Annotated in this window: 20 protein-coding genes; 14 read left to right on the top strand and 6 right to left on the bottom strand. The window is 33.4% G+C overall.

Annotated elements, in window-relative coordinates; genetic code table 11:
• Positions 1 to 26: 26 nt before the first annotated feature.
• Entirely contained in the window at positions 27 to 479 is a 453-nt protein-coding gene (locus tag HOG71_07505) for a hypothetical protein (GenBank protein ID MBT5990684.1), read from the bottom strand.
• A 330-nt stretch (positions 480 to 809) separates the two neighbouring features.
• Between HOG71_07505 and HOG71_07500 the strand changes: the two genes are divergently transcribed.
• Entirely contained in the window at positions 810 to 1,529 is a 720-nt protein-coding gene (locus tag HOG71_07500) for a methyltransferase (protein ID MBT5990683.1), read from the top strand.
• A gap of 8 nt (positions 1,530 to 1,537) precedes the next feature.
• Entirely contained in the window at positions 1,538 to 2,410 is an 873-nt protein-coding gene (locus HOG71_07495) for a peptidase (protein MBT5990682.1), read from the top strand.
• Positions 2,411 to 2,436: 26 nt separating this feature from the next.
• On the opposite strand, the gene HOG71_07490 is transcribed toward HOG71_07495, so the two are convergent.
• Positions 2,437 to 3,270: a GntR family transcriptional regulator gene (locus HOG71_07490; protein ID MBT5990681.1), complete on the bottom strand. Its 834-nt coding sequence runs from the start codon at positions 3,268 to 3,270 to the stop codon at positions 2,437 to 2,439.
• A gap of 82 nt (positions 3,271 to 3,352) precedes the next feature.
• On the opposite strand from HOG71_07490, the gene HOG71_07485 reads away from it, so the two are divergent.
• Together HOG71_07485 and HOG71_07480 are read left to right on the top strand one after the other, a co-directional pair.
• The gene (locus HOG71_07485) at positions 3,353 to 4,123 is read left to right on the top strand and encodes a hypothetical protein (GenBank protein ID MBT5990680.1); all 771 of its coding nucleotides are present in this window, start codon (positions 3,353 to 3,355) and stop codon (positions 4,121 to 4,123) included.
• Positions 4,124 to 4,132: 9 nt separating this feature from the next.
• Positions 4,133 to 5,071 carry a M28 family peptidase gene (locus HOG71_07480; protein MBT5990679.1) on the top strand — a complete coding sequence of 313 codons (939 nt, stop codon included), beginning with the start codon at positions 4,133 to 4,135 and terminating at the stop codon, positions 5,069 to 5,071.
• Positions 5,072 to 5,104: 33 nt separating this feature from the next.
• Here the strand turns inward: HOG71_07480 and HOG71_07475 are convergent, their stop codons facing one another.
• Entirely contained in the window at positions 5,105 to 6,295 is a 1,191-nt protein-coding gene (locus HOG71_07475) for a T9SS type A sorting domain-containing protein (protein ID MBT5990678.1), read from the bottom strand.
• A gap of 104 nt (positions 6,296 to 6,399) precedes the next feature.
• On the bottom strand, positions 6,400 to 7,542 hold the full coding sequence (locus tag HOG71_07470) for an acyl-CoA dehydrogenase (protein MBT5990677.1): 1,143 nt from the start codon (positions 7,540 to 7,542) through the stop codon (positions 6,400 to 6,402).
• Between the two features lie 204 nt (positions 7,543 to 7,746).
• Here HOG71_07470 and HOG71_07465 point away from each other — a divergent pair, with 204 nt between their 5' ends.
• The 4 genes from HOG71_07465 to HOG71_07450 are packed head-to-tail and all read left to right on the top strand — an operon-like array spanning position 7,747 to position 10,837.
• Positions 7,747 to 8,289: a hypothetical protein gene (locus tag HOG71_07465; protein ID MBT5990676.1), complete on the top strand. Its 543-nt coding sequence runs from the start codon at positions 7,747 to 7,749 to the stop codon at positions 8,287 to 8,289.
• A gap of 2 nt (positions 8,290 to 8,291) precedes the next feature.
• The gene (locus tag HOG71_07460; protein MBT5990675.1) at positions 8,292 to 8,834 is read left to right on the top strand and encodes a hypothetical protein; all 543 of its coding nucleotides are present in this window, start codon (positions 8,292 to 8,294) and stop codon (positions 8,832 to 8,834) included.
• Between the two features lie 7 nt (positions 8,835 to 8,841).
• On the top strand, positions 8,842 to 9,897 hold the full coding sequence (locus tag HOG71_07455) for a radical SAM protein (protein ID MBT5990674.1): 1,056 nt from the start codon (positions 8,842 to 8,844) through the stop codon (positions 9,895 to 9,897).
• Between the two features lie 31 nt (positions 9,898 to 9,928).
• Positions 9,929 to 10,837: a hypothetical protein gene (locus HOG71_07450; GenBank protein ID MBT5990673.1), complete on the top strand. Its 909-nt coding sequence runs from the start codon at positions 9,929 to 9,931 to the stop codon at positions 10,835 to 10,837.
• A gap of 3 nt (positions 10,838 to 10,840) precedes the next feature.
• Here the strand turns inward: HOG71_07450 and HOG71_07445 are convergent, their stop codons facing one another.
• Positions 10,841 to 11,470, bottom strand: coding sequence for a hypothetical protein (locus HOG71_07445; protein MBT5990672.1), 630 nt, complete (start codon positions 11,468 to 11,470; stop codon positions 10,841 to 10,843).
• 238 nt (positions 11,471 to 11,708) lie between these two features.
• Here HOG71_07445 and HOG71_07440 point away from each other — a divergent pair, with 238 nt between their 5' ends.
• On the top strand, positions 11,709 to 11,954 hold the full coding sequence (locus HOG71_07440) for a hypothetical protein (GenBank protein MBT5990671.1): 246 nt from the start codon (positions 11,709 to 11,711) through the stop codon (positions 11,952 to 11,954).
• 53 nt (positions 11,955 to 12,007) lie between these two features.
• Here HOG71_07440 and HOG71_07435 read toward each other — a convergent pair whose 3' ends face one another.
• Positions 12,008 to 12,706 carry a hypothetical protein gene (locus HOG71_07435; protein MBT5990670.1) on the bottom strand — a complete coding sequence of 233 codons (699 nt, stop codon included), beginning with the start codon at positions 12,704 to 12,706 and terminating at the stop codon, positions 12,008 to 12,010.
• A gap of 454 nt (positions 12,707 to 13,160) precedes the next feature.
• Here HOG71_07435 and HOG71_07430 point away from each other — a divergent pair, with 454 nt between their 5' ends.
• The 5 genes from HOG71_07430 to HOG71_07410 all read left to right on the top strand — a co-directional run.
• Positions 13,161 to 13,436: a DUF485 domain-containing protein gene (locus HOG71_07430; GenBank protein ID MBT5990669.1), complete on the top strand. Its 276-nt coding sequence runs from the start codon at positions 13,161 to 13,163 to the stop codon at positions 13,434 to 13,436.
• A gap of 3 nt (positions 13,437 to 13,439) precedes the next feature.
• Complete coding sequence (locus tag HOG71_07425) at positions 13,440 to 15,323, top strand: cation acetate symporter (GenBank protein MBT5990668.1); 1,884 nt, start codon at positions 13,440 to 13,442, stop codon at positions 15,321 to 15,323.
• A gap of 151 nt (positions 15,324 to 15,474) precedes the next feature.
• Positions 15,475 to 16,218 (top strand): metallophosphoesterase, encoded by a 744-nt coding sequence (locus HOG71_07420; GenBank protein ID MBT5990667.1) that lies wholly within the window; start codon positions 15,475 to 15,477, stop codon positions 16,216 to 16,218.
• A 10-nt stretch (positions 16,219 to 16,228) separates the two neighbouring features.
• The gene (locus HOG71_07415; protein ID MBT5990666.1) at positions 16,229 to 18,700 is read left to right on the top strand and encodes a CBS domain-containing protein; all 2,472 of its coding nucleotides are present in this window, start codon (positions 16,229 to 16,231) and stop codon (positions 18,698 to 18,700) included.
• Positions 18,701 to 18,882: 182 nt separating this feature from the next.
• The coding region (locus tag HOG71_07410; protein MBT5990665.1) for a TerC family protein at positions 18,883 to 19,510 on the top strand (628 nt) is incomplete at its 3' end.

The following is a 19,510-nucleotide window of genomic DNA, read 5'->3' as shown; positions in this document are numbered from 1 at the left end:
AGTTTATCATCTGAACTTATAATCTCTTAGAGATTTTTATGTTTCCAAAACAAATCGCGAGCTTGCTCACTGAGCTTCTCCTTTGGAAAAAATAAGACCTGTTTATTATCCAATGTCACAAAAAAGTATTTTTTATTTTCCTGCATTCTGTTTCTTTTCAAATCAATGCTTCCTTCTTTGATACGATCTTTTATGAGTAAAGCCTGATCTTTAAATTGAAAAGAAAAAGATTCATCCTTGGCTTTCATAGCCCAAACCATAATTAATGGCTTGATGGTATAAAAAACACCGTAAGCTAAAATAAAACCGATGATAAAAACATTGACTTTTTCACCGTATTTATAAAACAAAAGCATACTGACAACGGCTAATGTAGGCCCCATATACAATCTCATCAAACGAACTATTTTTTTAGGCGTGTCGAAATAAGTGAAGATGTAAAATTGATTGTACTCCCTTTTTGTGATTGTTATCTTCATGAGGTTTGAATTGTGCTTTGTGTTTGAACAGTAAATATACTAAGACAATCGAAAAAATATCTATTAAATATAGCTTTAATAAGATTGCATAGCCATATTTCGATTAGTGTATTCGCTTCTAAAAAAATTACGTTTTTTTTCAAAAAAAATTTTGACAACTAAAAAACGGTTGTATATTTGTCCTCGAAGAGAAGAGTAGTTTTTTGATGAGTTTAGGTAAGACGCCCGTCTTCCTAAACTCATTTTTTTTGATCTATTTTTCATACTCACTCCAACCCATACCATAACATCCTTATTATTGGCTAAATTGAGCTTTTAATTTCCCTTGTTGTGAATAATAAAAAAGACTATTTCCATTTTAAGCAATTCAGTTTGCGTCAGACATCAAGTGCCATGAAAGTAGGAATTGATGGCATATTGCTAGCTGGCTGGACAAATGCTATTGCTTGTCAATACATTTTAGATGTGGGAACTGGAACAGGATTATTGGCTTTGTTATTAGCTCAAAAATCGACCGCACAAATTGATGCTATAGAAATAAACAAGCAAGCATATCTAGAAGCTTCTTACAATATATCAGAATCAGCATGGAGTTCCAGACTTCAACTTTTTCATACTTCATTTCAAGATTATGTAAAGAATTGTTTTCAGCTTTATGATTTGATTATTTCCAATCCGCCATTTTATAATGAAACTATAAAATCAAAGCAGCAAGCTCGAAATATGGCCAGAAACTCAGAATCATTAGAACTTGCTGAAATGTTATCATGTTCAAAAAAAATGATGCATGCTAATTCAAGATTATCCTTTATTTACCCCTATTCCCGAGAGAAAGAGATTAAACAAAGCTGTAGCGAATTAGGATTCAATATTAACAGAATTTGCTTTGTTAAACCAAAGCCCTCAAAAGATTATCACAGGATTTTGTTAGAGCTTTCAATGGTAGAAAGTGAAACCAAGGAAAGCGAATTAATTATTGAAGGCGAAAAACACTTGGATTATAGCCTTGAGTTCAAGGCGCTCACAAAAGATTACTATCTTAACTTTTAATAGCAGATATGGTTACAATATTTCTCATTATTCTTATCGGACTTGTCTTATTCATTATCATTAAAAGAATCAACAAAATTAATCAAAAATTACCCACCGAGCCTTTTCCTGCCAATTGGAGAGCGATACTTGTTCAGCGAATAAACTTTTACAATGCACTGGATGTGGATGAAAAAAAACGCTTCGAATATGAGGTGCAAAAATTTCTTTTGAACACAAAGATTACAGGCATCGAAACCACTGTAAGCCTCACAGATACTTTGTTAGTAGCAAGTGGGGCTATTATTCCCATATTTGGTTTTCCTGAATGGGACTATCTTAACCTGAATGAAGTTATATTATACCCCACCCTTTTTAATGAAAAGCACGAAACCGGAGGAGATGACAGAATGATTTCAGGTATGGTAGGCAATGGCTATATGTCGGGAAAAATGATATTGTCAAAAACATCTCTTCACCATGGTTTTTCTAATTTGTCAGACCGACAAAATGTGGCTATTCATGAATTCACACACCTGATTGATAAAGCAGATGGTGGTATTGATGGAATTCCCAAAGTATTAATGAATAACCAACCCACACTTCCATGGTTCAATTTAATATTGAAAAATATTGAAGAAATTTACCAGGATGAAAGCGATATCAATCCGTATGGAGCAACTGATCCTTCAGAGTTTTTACCGATAGCAACCGAATATTTTTTCGAAAGACCCAAATTAATGCAGCAAAAACACCCAGATCTTTATCAGGCTATGGAAATTATTTTTAATCAAAAGATGGCTGATCGACATTTACAAAACCTGGGAAAACAAAAACCGGGACGAAATTCTCCCTGCAGCTGTGGTAGTGGCAAAAAATACAAACTTTGTTGTGGAAAATAGGCGCTTGAAAAAATCTGTGAAATTATCTACTTGACAAGATAAATACCGTCTTCTTCTATTCGAATTAGCTTTTGCTTATACAAGGTTCCAATTGCTCTTTTAAATGATTTCTTACTCATTTGGAATATTTCCTTGATAACAATCGTATCTGTTTTGTCAGTAATATTACTAAATCCCTCATTCTCTTTCAAAAATTCGAGTATGAAAAGGGAATTGGGTTCAATATTTTTATAGGATTCTTGTTGTAGACTGATATCAATTTTTTTATCCTCCCTAATGTTCTTGACATAACCTTTGGTTTCCAAACCCAATCGCATTTTCTGAAAAGTCTCATTTGCGAATATCAATCCAACATATTTCTGATTGATAACGCATTTATACCCCATATCACTTTTGCCGGCAATTAATAAATCAACCTCCTGCCCTACTTCCAATTCAATATTTTCTGTTTCAAAATGAGCATTCACCTTGGCTGTTGCTATCAATCGATCCGACTTTTCATCTAAAAGCAAATAAACGATATAACTCCTGCCTTCCAACATTTCAGTGCGTTGTTCGGCAAAGGGGCAAAGCAAATCTTTGGGTAAGCCCCAATCCATAAATGCACCAATATTATTGACATTAATCACTTTAAGACAAGCAAATTCACCAAGCATTATTTTGGGATAAAGTGTAGTGGCAACAGGTCTGTCTTCAGAATCTTTATAAACAAAAACGCCAATTTCATCTTCTTCCTTCAATTCTTCGCTCACATACGCATTGGGTAAAAGCACTTCTACCCCTTCTGTATCAGCCAAATAAAAACCATTATCGGTTCTTCGAATTGCTTTTAAAACATTGTATTCTCCCAATTTTATCATTGCTCTATTTGAATCAACAAAGTTACAATGTATTTCACTTAAAATATTCAGCCCTAACTTGCGTTACTACCAAAACAAATCAATGATCCGTAAAATATTTCTTCTACTTTTCTCACTAATTCTTTCAACGATAGCTTTTTGTCAAAATCCAAAAACCATTCATGTTTTTGTAGCTCTTTGCGATAATGTGAATCAAGGAATAGTGCCTGTACCTGCAGGTATTGGTAATGGACAAAATCCTTCTACAAATTTATATTGGGGATGTGGCTATGGTGTAAAAACCTATTTTGCAAAACACAGTGGCGATTGGCAATTGCTAAAAACAATTCCTAATCCTGAAGAGCATATTCTTGAACGATTGCTATTCAAGCATAAAACGACAAACACCTTTTTATTGGCAGATGCCTATGATGGAGCCCACATCAAAGCCTGTACAATCGACTTTCTAAATGCCAGTGCGGGCGATTTTAAATGCACTTTTGTGCACAACGAACAACATATTGAATTTGGTGGTCAAGCCGACCTGCTGGCTTATACAGGCCATGATGGTTTAATGGATTTCAATCTTGATTTAGCACTCGTATCGAAATCAAATATAAAGCGCGATGTTATCATTCTGGCGTGTTATAGTAAAAGTTATTTTCAGGATTTTATTCGAGATGCCGGAGCCAATCCAGTAATATGGACCAGTGGACTTATGGCTCCTGAAGCCTACACTCTTGAATGGGCACTGGATGGTTGGGTAATAGGTGAATCGGATGCTCAAATTGCAGAACGAGCTGCACAGGCCTATAATCATTATCAAAAATGTGGTATCAATGGTGCACGAAATTTACTACGAACGGGTTTTTAATCAAATAACATGAAATTTTTCTACTCGAAATTGTCCTTACTAATAGCTTTCCTTTGCTTGACCACAGCTTGCAATACATCAAAAGTTCAAACAAACCTATCTGATGTTCAACGAATTGAAAAGGACTTAACCACCATAACCAAAACAAAGGAAAGTCGGGATTATCTGCATGTGGAAACACTTGATTTTGTAGCTCAATATATTTATAATGAGTTTGCTAAAAATTGCGATACGGTGTTTTTTCAAAGCTATCAGGTAGAAGGAAAAACCTATAAAAATGTGATTGGCAGAATAAATACGGACAATCCAAAAAAAATTGTTTGTGGAGCACATTATGACGTTTGTGGAGAGCAGGAAGGAGCCGATGATAATGGCAGTGGAATTGTTGGCATTTTAGAGCTCAGCCGTATTATTCCAAAAGCATCCATTAGCTACCAGCTAGAATTTGTTGCTTATACACTCGAAGAGCCACCTTTTTTCAACACACAGTTTATGGGGAGTTATGTACATGCTAAATCGCTGTATGATCAGAAAGAACTAATTGAAGGAATGATTTGTTTGGAAATGATTGGCTATTTTGATGATGCAAAAAATTCACAAGATTACCCACTTAACTTTCTAAAATTTATTTACGGCAATAAAGGAGATTTTATTACCATTGTCCAAAAATTTGGTAATGGGAAATTTGGCAGAAAATTTAAGCGAAAAATGAAAAGCCAGCATCTGCTGAAAACAAAATCATTCAAAGCACCAGCTAGCATGGCTGGAATTGATTTATCAGATCATTATAACTATTGGGATTTTGGCTACAGTGCACTGATGATAACCAATACAGCCTTTAATAGAAACAAGAATTATCATAGAGCAACGGATAAAATGGAAACGCTCGACTTAAATAGAATGAAGTTGGTTATTGATGAAGTTTGCCTTTCTTTGGTCGAATTCTAATAAAAAAGTATTGTTATTCAGCTCTTCAATTGATTACTTGATAAATTTATAATAGTCGATTCCATCTTGAAGATAGATTGCTAAAATATAAACACCCCTGCCGAATTGCTGTGTGCTAATACTATTATTTCTAACCCCAGTAAAAGATTGTATAATTTTTCCTTCAAGATTCATAATGTCAATGCGATCAATTGTTTCCTCACTTTCCAATCGAATGTTATCAAATTCGTGTTTTATACTTAATCTTGAGTTTACTAGCGATTTTTCAATGGAAGAAAGTTGATGATGATTAACCCACAATTTGCCTTTTCCTCCGCACACATAAACTGAATAATTATTATTTCCTGTGTTAATGAAATCTATGTCGTTAATACGCATATTGCTGGTTGCTGTGCTAACATCCTGGCTCGACCATGTTTGTCCTCCATCTTTTGTATATAGTATTTTATGATAGGGAATGCAAATGCCTCCACTGCAATCGCTTCCACCAACAGCCCAACCTTCGTAGGCAGAAATATATTTTGCATGACTCAATTGCCAGCTAAAATTGGTTGACATGATATCCCAATAAATGCCACCATCTGAAGTTTTCAATACATTCCCAAAATAATCGACTCCCCAGCCATTCAGTTGATTTGAAAAATATACTCTATAAACAGACTGATTTATTATCTCTGTCCATGAGTATCCACCATCTGTTGTTCGAAAAGAGCTTCCTTCATAGGTGCAAAACCAACCATTCAGTTCATCAGTAAAGAATACGTTTTCAGCAATTTCACCTATTTTTTGAAATTCTTTCGTCCAATTACTACCTCCATCTATGGTTTTGAATATTTCTCCTGCATTGGAAGATGCCCATCCATGCGTATTATTAATGAAGAATATATCTTTCCAATAGGCTGCTACTGTCTGAATGATTGTCCAGTTTGCTCCGCTGTCATTTGTAAAAACAATCTCTCCAAAGGAGGATGACAACCAGCCAGTTTGGGCATTGATGAAAGTCATTCCGGTAAAATAACCAGCATGAGAAGGAGAATAGTAAATCCAGTTGGCACCTCCATCTGTGCTTTTGGCCACTTTGTTCATGGCAAGCAAAAAAATGACTTCATTTTCGAATGTTTCCACTTTATACCACTCATCACTCACATCCACATGGACTTCGTTCCATTGACCAAAACTACTGAGGCTAAATAATAATGCTCCAAATTCGAAAATATATTTCATGTTTCAAATTGTCAAATAAGTAAAAAAAAATCTCAGAGGAAAACCTTTGCGTAAACAAAGCCTATAATTCCCCTGAGAAAATCCTAAATTCCGCTAAATGAATATTATTTTAAAATAGCTTTAGAAATCACCACCCGCTGTACCTGGTTGGTTCCTTCATAAATCTGGCAAAGTTTTACATCACGCATAATTTTTTCTATACCAAATTCTGTAGAATAGCCATCACCACCCATAACCTGAACAGCATCAGTAGCTATTTTCATGGCTAAATCAGATGCTCTCAATTTCGACATGGCCGATAATAAACTAAATCCTTTTTGTTGTGTATCGTATGCCCAAGCAGCTTTATGTGTAATCAATCGTGCTACTTCTAAATCGGTAGCCATATCAGCCAGCATAAAAGCAACTGCTTGTTGAGCAGCAATTGGTTTTCCAAATTGGATGCGATTTTTTGCCCAATCTCTTGAAACTTCAAAAGCAGTTCTTGCGGCACCAACACTTAAGGCAGCAACACCTGTACGGGTTCTGTCAAAAGTTTTCATGGCAATTACAAATCCATATCCTTCATCGCCCAACCTGTTCTCAACAGGAACTTCAACATCGGTGAAAATTATTTCATTTTGAACAGATGCTTTTTGTCCCATTTTCTGCAGTAAAGGCTTTATTTCAACACCTGGGGAATTAGTTGGAACAACAAATGCAGTTAAGCTTCTTGCTCCTCTTGAAGGATCGGTTAGAGCAAAAACTGTCATAAAAGTTGACACCTCAGCATTCGTAATAAAACGTTTGTGTCCATTTAAAATATACTTATCTCCTGTGAGAATAGCTGAAGATTTGATCCCTGCTACATCAGAACCTGCATTAGGCTCAGTAAGTGCATAAGCGGCAACACCTTTTTCTTCGATAATACGACCAAACCATTTTTTTTGTTGAGCATCGTTTGCAGCCAAAAACATTGGGGTTAATGCCAATGTGTTTGCATCTATACAAATGCCAATACCAATACAGCCAGCACCTAATTCTTCAGAGGCCAATGCTCCTTCATAAATACTATATCCATTCCCGCCAAATTGGTCAGGCATAGGGCCATTAACAATTCCCTCATTATAAGCAGCTTTAACAACTTCCCAGGGGAATTCAGCCAGTTTATCATATTTTAATGCATTCGGTTTAATCCATCTTTCTGAAAAATCCCTGTACTTTTCCTGTATTGCAACTTGTTCGTTTGTCAGTGAAAAATTAATCATTTTTGCCTCCTTTAATTAATTGAGTTTTCTTTAAATATCATTCCTGACTTGGCAGAAATGAGGAAAACGAAAATACTAAAATATTAGCTATTTCAACACCTATTCAGTGTTTACTATCAAAAAGCATGGCAAGCAACCATTTTGGAACTGATTCATCTCTTATTCAGAATATTTTTGCAACTTTGGTATAATAAAAATAATCGAATGGATAAAAAATCGCTAATTCCTTTTGGACTAATCATTACAGGAATATCATTTATACTAATTTCTATTTTGCTTTTGGTTTTTAAATCCAACAGAAAACTAATTGCTCAAAAGTTCAAATTAGGTGGCATTATTTTAACTCTTACGGGAAGCATATCTTCTTGTAAACCTGTGGTTATGTGTTACGACCCAATGCCTCCTGCTGATGAAATGTATTTGAATTACGAACATTATAATGATGATTCTGGTTATTATGAATTTGATTTATCAAACGATTCATTACTGAATGGTGTTATTGATAACAGACAATCAGATCAGTATTCTTTTCGATTATTAAATGACAAAGAACTTTTAGTTCAAGCAAATGATTTGCAAGCACTAGACAGCAGTTTTGATTCTTATTCAGAACCATTCAGCATTCCTGTTATCGATACTTTAAGTCATGGGTTTTATGATATTCAATTTTATAACAGAGACAAACAGAATGCCCAGTTAAATCCGGATAGTTTTCAACGAAATTATTCGATTCTGATTAAGAAGTAAGCATGGAAAAAAAAACATTTTTACCCTTCACATTAATCCTTATTGGATCGGCATTTCTAATTATTTCTATATTGCTAATCGTTTTTAAATCAAACCGGAAATTAATAGCACAGAAATTTAAATTGGGTGGAATTATTTTAACAATTACTGGAACCATTACGACTAGTTTGCCTTCCTGCATGTGTTATGCTCCTGAACCACCACAACCTTTTGACTATATAAGCTTAAATACCTCTAATTTTAATTACGATTCAAATTATTATGAATTTGACAAGATAATGGATTCAATTCATGGTGAAATAGCATATAGGGTTTCAGATAGTTTTTCTTACCAAATTATTGATTCAAATGAAGTCATCTTTCAAGGAAGTAACCTATCAGCATTGGATGGAACGTTTGATACAAAAAATGAAGATTTCTCTATACCAATAATCGATACTTTATCTGTTGGAAAGTATAGTATTCAGTTCTACAATAAGGAATACAATAAAGTAAAAATAGATCCTGAAGGATATAATGTGTCATTTAACCTTTTTATTAAATAACTATTTCTTGAAACCGAAGCTCCCATTTATTGTATTTGAACTAACACGAAATTGCAATCTTAATTGCATGTATTGTTACAACCATTGGAAAGTAGATGAATCAAAAGAATACCAGGAAACGACTTTCAAACAGGCAAAAAAAACGCTTAAGCAGCTATTCAAACTTGTTGACACAGAAAATATTAGCCTGAGTGGTGGCGAACCATTCCTTTTGAAAAAACTCCCTGAACTTATACTTTTCCTACGCTTAAAAAAAAAGAATGTCAATATTATTAGCAATGGGACTATAATATCAAAAGATAATCTTCAAAATATCAATCATCTCGGAATTGGGGCTATCGAATTTCCATTGCATTCTCATATCGCAGAGCATCATGATCTAATGACCAGAAATCAAGGTAGCTGGCAAAAATCATTGAACTCAATTGAGCATGCACTGAAGGTTGGAATAAATATCGTCAGTGTAATTATTCTTACCAAATTCAATTATCGGGATATCGAAGAAACTATATTGTTTCATAAACAGATCGGGATTAAGCAAATAATGCTTAATCGCTTCAATATTGGTGGAAACGGAATCAACGATTTGGAAAAACTGAACTTAAATCCTCATGAACTGAATCAAACGCTAAAAAAAGCAGATAGACTTGCCATAAAAGAAGGAGTTCGAGTTACATCAAACGTTTGTACTCCAATGTGTTTGGTTAAACCTGATGACTTCCAACATATTCGATTTACACATTGTTCATCAGATATTAAAAAAATGCCTATAACACTCGAATTAAATGGTGATTTACGAATTTGTAATCACTCACCTCTTGTATTTGGTAATATTTTTCAAGATGAAATAATTGATTTATTAGCTAATCCTGAAATTCAGCCATGGGCAAATAAACAACCTGAGATTTGTAAAGGCTGTAATTTATACAGCACTTGTATGGGTGGTTGCCGGGCAGCAGCTTTGCAATTTTTTGGAGATGCAAAGCGGGCAGATCCTTATTTTGAATTATACCAAAATGAGCAAACAAATAGCTTTAAAAAAAATTCACTACTAATGGATTAGTTCTTTAATTTGTAAGCTTGAAAAATAGCCTATGAAGAAAATTAAAAGCGTAAGTCATTTTGTTGCTGCAGTTGCTAATCCTGACGAAACAGTTGAACATTGGAATTTAAAAACCTATCGTGAATTAGACATGGATGGTCGTGAAACACTGGAAATTCACTATCAGACTGATGGGAAAATTGAAAGCAAAACCATAGCTGAATTCAACCAAAAAGGACTTTTAATCAATAGAATAACATTTATTTCCGAAGACGAAATTGCCGAAAATTATAGCTATAGCTACAATGAAAAGGGAGATATCGCTATACAGGAAATTAAATATGCAGATGGATCGAGTTCGTTTAAGAAATTTGATCATCAAAAAAATGAAATCAACATTCATATTAAAGATGATGAAGACGATGAAGAAGGAAGAGAAGTATTGAAGTTTGACGATCAAGAGAATTTAATAGAAGAAAGTAGCTGGGATGAAGACGAGAAACTGTTGTCAAAAAACCTGATGCAATACGATGAAAACAACAATTTGATTTTAAAGGAAGAGTTTGGCGAAGATGAGGAATTTCTTTCTAAAACACATTATACATTCGATGAGCGTGGAAATCAGATCGAAATGTTATCTGTAACACCAAACGATGAAATTATTAGCAGACGGCAAAGCATTTTTAATGAGGAAAATTTAGTTGTTGAAGAATCAGTTGATGGGTATACAATAAAATACGATTACGAAGAGGATGGCAGACGTATCCGAGATGAAATTATGGATCCACATAACAATATTGAATCATTTACAGAATACGAATACAACGAAGATAAGATATTGTCTAATACAGTTTCATGTCATAAGGGAAATTTAATGCAATCCGCTGAATCGGGAAGTAAAGGAGGAAAAAGAGCAGCTTTTATCCTTTCAAATTACGTTTATGAATTTTTTGAAGAATAAATATTAGAATATTGGCTGCTCAAGAGCTTCTTTGGCAGCTTTCTTTTTTTGCCTCTCGAGTTTTCGTGTAGCTTTTTTGTCTGGCACAATTTGCATTTGTATATCCCATTTTTCTAAATCGAACTTTTTACCGGTTAAGAATAATGGAATTGCACCAACAACCATAGTTGGAACACCAACTGCAGCTACTAGTACCCCGAAAACAATTAGAATAACATCGGAACATGCTTCATCCAAATCGCTTGAACTCGGATCGGTGAACGCATAAGCATAGAAAATACTATAAGCACCTAAAGAAGTAATTGCAGTTCCTGTAGCCAGTATCACTTTACCTGAGGTCTGAATGATTTTTAACCCGGTTGATTTTGCACGAATATGAGATAAGGAATCAAAACTATATTCAACTCCATCAATAATTACTGAGCTATCCAATATTGCTTCAACTCTTCCTTTATTTTTAGAGCCATCTTGAACCAACCAATATTTGATTTTTTTGCCATCTTTGATAAACTTTGTTTTCCCTTTTTCAATATGTGTTAATAAAATAATTGTATCGTTCACTATTTCTTCCTGAGCAATTAAGTTTGTGAAAAATACAGACATCATGATTAAACAAATTGCAATTATCTTCATAACGATAGGATTAATAAAATCAACAAATAATTGAATGTTAAATATACAATTAAAAATTGTTTATATTTAATTTGTGCTTAGAAATAGCGTATTTAGTTACATAAATTAAATTCTTTATATTTAATATGTTTATAACTTTTTTGATCATAACACAATTTTTTCTTAACTTTAAAGTTTATTTTGAAAGCGTATTACATTAAATAAATATCTTTTATTTTAAAACACAAGGGGGCAACATATGGATCTTTCTACACTTACAGGTTTCGTTATTTTTGGCATTAACTTCGATACCTTTTTGATTGTTACAACAATAATTATTTTGGTACTTTTGGTATTAGGAATAGTTCTAATGGTTAGAAACTATCGTCCTATTACCGGATTTCTCTTACTTATTCTTGCAATTGCACTTATTATTGGTGTTGCTTATGATGGAGTAGGTATTAAGAGGTCGTTAAAGCAAACATACGAGAAGGTATTTAAATAAATACAGCCAATAACTGTACACCTTATAAATAAATAAAGGTGTATAGTTAATTTTTAATATTTCGCAATCTCTTTTTGGTATTTCTCCTTGATTAGTTTTAGTTTAGCTAAATCTAATTTTTCCCAATAGATTCGCGTTATATCTTCAATTTCGCCATTTCTGTACATTGTACCAAATGCTGCATCAAAGTCTTTGAAATCCCAATTATTTTTGATATTTTTTGTAATTTGAGCAAATAATTCCCAACTTAGATTCCTGCCAATTGTGAAATAGGCCATGTTGGGATTATCATCAAATAATAGTTCGTCTTCACCTTCTACTAAATTGAAAAATTTCTTGACATGAATGATACCAACCTCATTGATCTCTTTTTTCCGCTTAAACTCTATTCCCTCAGCACTAAAACATTGTTGTATTTCGTGTATTAATTCATAAGAATCAAGATCTTTAATACGTATGCCAAAATAATGATCATTGTAAATAGTAATCATTGAGGCTGCTGCGTCAAAGCTATGGTCAAAATATTTCTTTACGATTTTAGAAGCACGTGCCACTGACTCTCTGGAAACAACTTTCTGCGTAATTAAGAACAAATAAGACGGCTTCCCCTCTTTTGGTGTTTCATGATGGTATCCATGAAATGCATCTTGAATTTCAAGTACCAGACTATTTGGGAGTACATGATAATCGACATTGACCAAACGCTCCTGCTTAATGATAGTTCCTATTGTATCGTATGTTCTTTTCGACATATGGAGTAGCAGTTAAAAAATTAATAAAAATTTCATATTTAATTATACAAATTTAATCAAAATACTTGGAAGCTTAACAAAGAAATTATTATTAATTAGAATGAATATGAATATAAAAAGGCAAATCCAAGCAATAAACAGTCATATTTAAACCTCTAATTTATACTAATTTTCGCATATGAAAAGGCTAAATACAATACGGTTTATTGATTAACAATGTTATATAATTAACGCACAGAAACACTGATAACAAAGGCTTATAGCATTTTTTATTGAATTTTTCTTAAATAAAATATCGATTATCTGACTAAATAATTTATATTGAACCACTTTAAAAAATTAGTTATAAAACAATAATTCATACTTTATGCATTATTATATAGTATCTATTCACATTTTATGCTAATCGATTCAGATTTTATCATGTCACTTATTAATAACTAAATATTATAATATGGATCACGGACCAGCAGTTGAACTCGGTGTAGACCTTGCATCGAAGAAAAAAACAAAGCTTGGAATATGGCTTTTCATTCTGTACACCATAGTGTATGGGATTTTTGTAGCAATTGGTGTTGCAAATTATGAGGCAATGAGCAATTTAGTATTAGGAAACCAAAATCTGGCAGTTGTGTTTGGATTTGGATTGATTGTCTTGGCAATCGTTATGGGACTGATATATAATTGGTTATGCACAGGTTACGAAAACAAAATGAATAAGGAGGACTAAGTTATGATATACGGATTTTCATTATTAGCGATTGTTCTATTTTGTGTTTTTGTATTAATTGTATTGGGATTATCCTTTTACTTCGGATCAAAAACCAAATCTTCAAGTAGCTATTTTGCTGCTGGCGGAACTATTCATTGGGCAGTAAACGGAATTGCCTTTGCTGGTGATTATTTATCAGCAGCTTCCTTTCTTGGTATTTGTGGTATGATAGCCTTTGTTGGATATGATGGATTTTTATATTCTATTGGTTACCTCGCAGGTTGGATAGTAGCACTATTCCTCGTTGCTGAACCATTAAAGCGTTTAGGTAAATTTACATTTACCGATGCTTTGGATTCAAAATTCAATTCAAAAGCTATTCAGCTTACAGCTGCAATTAGTACACTTATCGTTTCTATTTTCTATTTGATTCCTCAAATGGTTGGTGCAGGTACATTAGTAGAGCCCTTATTAGGCTTGCCTCACTGGGTTGGTGTTGTTTTAGTTGGTGCAATCGTTATCTTTATTGTTGCAACAGCCGGTATGACTTCCACTACTTATGTCCAGTTTATTAAAGGTGGTTTGTTGATTATTTTCTCAACTATCCTGACTATTTACATCTTTAACAATGGACTTAATTTAAAGCCAGATCAAAAAGATATAGATTATCATGAATTTGTTACTTTAACGCCTATTGATATGCAGGGTTATACAGAAATAACCACCATTGAAGAAGGCGGAAAAGTTTTGGCCAAATTAGAGAAAGATGGCGTTTTCCGTTGGTTTACAAAGGAAGATGATATTTATTTCGAAGCTCTTTCAATTACGCATGTTGCAGGTGGAGAAAAACTATTTAATGGTGAACCAAAAGAAAACGGTAAGTTTTTTCAGGTAGGTCATATGAATAAAATCATTATGGATGGTGAAGAGGTTGGCTCAACAGGCAAACTTGGTCCATTTAAGTTTTTAAGTGTCATGAATTCCAGTGAACTTGTTCGATTTATAAAAGTTAAATTTAAGGATGGCCCAAATGAAATAACAGCTTTCTATCAAAAAATAACGCCTGGTAGAGAAATGTTAATTCCTGGACTTAAGTTCAAAATTGGAAAAGGTGCCACACCACTATCAAAACTGAATTTCATTTCATTGATGTTAGCCTTATTCCTTGGAACTGCATCCTTACCTCATATTCTGATTCGCTATTACACAGTTCCTAGTCAGAAAGATGCCAGAAAATCAACAATTGTCGCAATTAGTGCAATTGGATTTTTCTACATTTTAACTCTATTTATGGGATTAGGAGCAGCTACACATGGTGTATTAAATATGGATGATGGTAATATGTCGGGACCACTCTTAGCCAAAGCATTTGGTATTGGATTGTTTGCTATTATTTCGGCCATTGCATTTGCAACCATTCTGGGTACAGTCAGTGGACTAATTGTAGCTTCATCAGGTGCTATTGCTCACGATTTAATTGATCGTTACATGGGTAAACAACTAACTGATGATGCAAAAGTTCGTGCTGGTAAAATTGCAGCATTTGCTGTAGGTTGTGTAGCTATTGTACTGGGTATATTATTCCGAGGAATGAATGTCTCCTTCCTTGTAGGTTGGGCATTTGCTGTTGCAGCATCTGCAAACTTACCTGCGATCTTGATGTTATTGTTCTGGAAAAAGACCACTGCAAAAGGTATTGCTTCGTCAATAGTTGTTGGTATTATTTCAGCATTAGGAATCATTATTACCGGACCAACCATTAGTAAGCAGTTTTTCGGAACTGATGGTTTACACGGTCTCGATGCTCCTGCTATTATTTCCTTTACACTTGCCTTACTTACTTTAATTGTCGTTTCACTTTTTACACAAAAAGACAATAAAGATTTAGTTCAGGGAACACCGTAAACATATCTAACATATAAATAAAAAATACCCTGGTTTTTGTCAGGGTATTTTTTTTGTCTATTTAAAAATGCAATGAAGATTAAGCCTTGTGACTTCCGTTATAATAAGCCTTTTTTTGTAAATTCCTTATCTGTTATATGATCTCAATAATATGAAATTAGCAATACTAACTGATATACATGAAGATTATGAAGGGCTGAAGTTTGCTCTACGCAAAATAGAAAAGAAAAAATGTGATCAAATTATTTGTTTGGGAGATATTTCCGGTTTTAGCGTTCCACACTACAAGCATTTTAGTTCAAGAGATGCTCATCGTTCGCTACAATTAATACGTGATTACTGCGAAATAATAATAGTAGGAAATCATGATTTAAATGCCATAAAACGCATTCCTATTATCACCGACCAATTCCATTATCCGAAGAATTGGTTTAGTATGAATTATCATGAGAAGAAAGCAATTTCAAAGGATATGGTGTGGCTCTATGATCATGATGAATTATCGCCTTTGTATACCGATGATGATATTGCGTTTTTATCAAAATTACCCGAATATCATATACTTGAAGACAAAGAACATCAAATTTTATTCTCACATTATATTTTCCCGAATTTAACTGGTAGTTCAAAAAAATTCTTCGATAAAATGAAAGACTATGATGAACATTTTAGTTTTATGCGGGATAAAGAATGTCAATTTAGCTTTTGTGGACATGCGCATATTCCAGGAGGACAAATACAGTCCAAAAGCAAGAAACTAAAAAGGCTAAAATCACAAGATTCAAAAAATGAAATGATTTGTATTCAGTGTCCCCCATTGGTTAATACCAATAGATTTGGAGAATTTACCATTTTTGACACTGAATCAATGAAACTAGAGTTTTTAAAGATTTAAATTATCAATCATGTCAACAAAAGGTCTGAGGCAAATATTTTTGAATATCATAATTCCAAGTATCATTGCTATCATTTTATTTATTGTCACTATCTATGCTTTCATCATTCCAACTTTTGAAAAAAACATGCTGGGAAGCAAAAAGGAAATGATTAAAGAACTCACCAATACAGCCTGGAGCATAGTGAATGAGTTTCAATTAGAATATTCAGATTCGCTCATTAGCTTAGAAACGGCCAAAGCATTTGCTGCTGCAAAAGTTAAAAACATGCGATACGGAAACGATCAAAAAGATTATTTCTGGATTACAGATATGCAGCCTCTGATGGTTATGCACCCTTATAGAGAAGAACTTAATAATCAGGACCTCAAAAACTACCAAGATCCACAAGGAAAAAGAGTTTTTATTGAAGCAGTTAGTATTGTTAAACGATCGAATGAAGGATACTTTGAATATATGTGGCAATGGAAAGATGATTCAACAAAAATTGTCGACAAATTATCTTATGTAAAAGGATATAAACCTTGGAATTGGGTAATTGGTACAGGCGTTTATGTGGAAGATGTGAAAGCTGAAATTTCCTCGCTGGAGAAGAAACTATTACGTATTTCATTCCTCATAACAATTTTTATCATTATCCTTTTAGTTTATATAATCCGGCAGAGCTTGATAATTGAAAACAAGAGAAGTACAGCTGAGCAAAATTTAAGAATTTCAAGAGAAAGGTACAAATCTTTGGTGGAAGCAGCAACAGAAGGAACCTTAATGATTATTGATGACAAGATCGTTTTTTCCAATAAGAAACTTAACAGCATGCTTGGATATCCTGTTATTGTTTTTGAGAAACTGAGTTTTAATGAGCTGTTTAATACCAAATGGGACGATATTCTTCCGCTATTTTCGGATATAGAAAATTCAATCACAATAGAAACATCACTTAATCGATTTGATGGAAAAACGATGGAAGTTGTTTTGGCCCTATCAAAAGTAAAATTTGATGGACAAAATGGTTTTATTGTTATTGTTAAAGATGTATCTAAACAAAAGAAAATAGATAAAGCCAAAGGAGACCTGACACAGGAGCTTCAGACTTCATTGATGTTAATGAATCAACCTATCAAACATTTTATCAAATCTTTCATTAAATGTGACATTAATCATACGGCCTATATCGCAGCTGAATTGATGTCCAGAAAAAAGAAGAATGTAATTTTTGTTGCACAGGATGATCTGATAATTGGTGTGGTAAACGATAGTGATCTTCGCCAGCGTATTTTGGCAAAAGGACTTGATCCTGAGACCTCAGTTGGTCAAATCATGACATCTCCCATAAAAAGCATACAAGATCATGTGCTACTTTATGAAGCCATGCTTGTTTTTAACACTGAAAACATATCTCACTTGGCTGTTAAAAACCATTTGGGGAAAATAATTGGCATTATTAGCAATGAGGATATTTTGAATCTACATCGAAATAGCTTAAGCTATTTGGTTCGGGAAATTCAGAATACTGAAGATATAGAGCAAATGAGAAAAATACAGGAAAGGATTCCTGTGTTGGTAAATGCACTCATTAACAGCGGTGCAAAAACTCAAAATATTACCAGAATAATTAGTTCCATAGCAGATTCCATGACAGAGCGCTTAATTACACTTGGTATTGAAGAATGCGGCCCTCCACCCTGCCAGTTTGCATTTATTGCTATGGGAAGTGAAGGGCGAATGGAACAAACATTAGCTACTGATCAAGACAATGCAATTATTCTGGAAAACCTTGAAGGAGAAAAACTAGAAGAAGCAAATGCCTATTTCAGTCGATTTGCAACTAAACTGAATAAAAACCTTGATTATGTAGGCTATAATTATTGCAAGGGAAATGTAATGGCTAAAAACCCTACCTATAGGCAACCTATTAAAACATGGAAAGGCTATTTTACAAAATGGATAAAAAATAGCGACCCACAAAGTATAATTGATGCGAGCATATTTTTTGATTTCCGCTTTATTTATGGAGAGCAGTCTTTAGTCGATCAATTGAGAGATCATATAGCGAAATTAGTTCCCAAGCAATCTGCCTTCTTTTATCACATGGCTTTATCAATTATTAATTTTAAAAGTCCGAGCAGTTTAACATCATTCAATGTCAAAGAAGCACTCCTCCCTTTTATTGGTTTTGTAAAAATATACAGTCTACAAAACAACATAGCCGAAACCAATTCGCTAGCTCGCCTCGAGAGTTTATTATCATTGGAAATAATCAAGAAACAAACCTTCGATGAATTGGTTTTTTCATACGATTTTCTGATGCTATTACGTTTCAGATTTCAGGTAAACTCTATCATGAATCATGAAAATCCGGGAAATGAAATATCTGGAGATCAATTAACGGATATAGAAAAAGCAACTTTGAAAAAAATATTTTCAGAATTGTCAAGCATACAGTCGAAATTGAGTTTTGATTTCAAGGGATCTTCCATCTAAACTATTAATCCCAAACAGCTTATTTAACCTTAAAAATCAATTGTTTATAATTAAATAATTCAGGTATTATTTAAAGCATTTTCAATTATTTTGCAGGCAATTTATTGCACAAAACAATAAAGCCCGACATTGTCCATTTACAAATTATGTTTTAATATTTTTGTGAATCTTAAAATCCCTATATGTTTTCACAAGAAGTCATTTTTTTTGGTTTATTTTTAGTTGGAATACTGACAATCCTTCTTTTCGACCTAGGGGTTTTTACAAAAACAAACCATATTGTCACTTTCAAGGAAGCTACTATTTGGACAACCATATGGGTTTCTTTAAGCATCGGATTTTATTTCTTTATTCTGTTAAAGGGAGAGCTTATTCATGGTATCGAAAACATAGATGATATTAGAGAGAAAATAGCTCTTTTTAAACACCCTATTTTAATTAGTGATGATTTTGAAAGCAGTATCAAAATTTATCGAAAAAACCTTTCACTGGAATACATTACAGGTTATTTAATTGAATACGCACTTTCGGTTGATAACATTTTCGTTATTATTATGATATTAATTTCCTTTAATGTTCAGGAAAAGTATTATAAAAAAGTACTTTTCTGGGGTATTTTAGGTGCTATCATCATGCGTTTTATTTTCATATTTCTGAGTGCAGCTTTAATCCAAAAGTTTGGTTGGGTCCTTTATATTTTTGGTGGCTTACTAATATTTACCGGAATACGCATGTTCCTCACTCGAAATGAGGAGGAAAAAATTAATACAGCTGATCATCCAATTGTAAAATTTGCATCCAAGTTTTTTC

It is taken from the genome of Bacteroidota bacterium, from assembly GCA_018698135.1.
Classification (GTDB): Bacteria; Bacteroidota; Bacteroidia; order CAILMK01; family JAAYUY01; genus JABINZ01.
The sequence above is the reverse complement of the archived record's forward strand: the minus strand, read 5'-3'. Positions and strand labels throughout refer to the sequence as shown.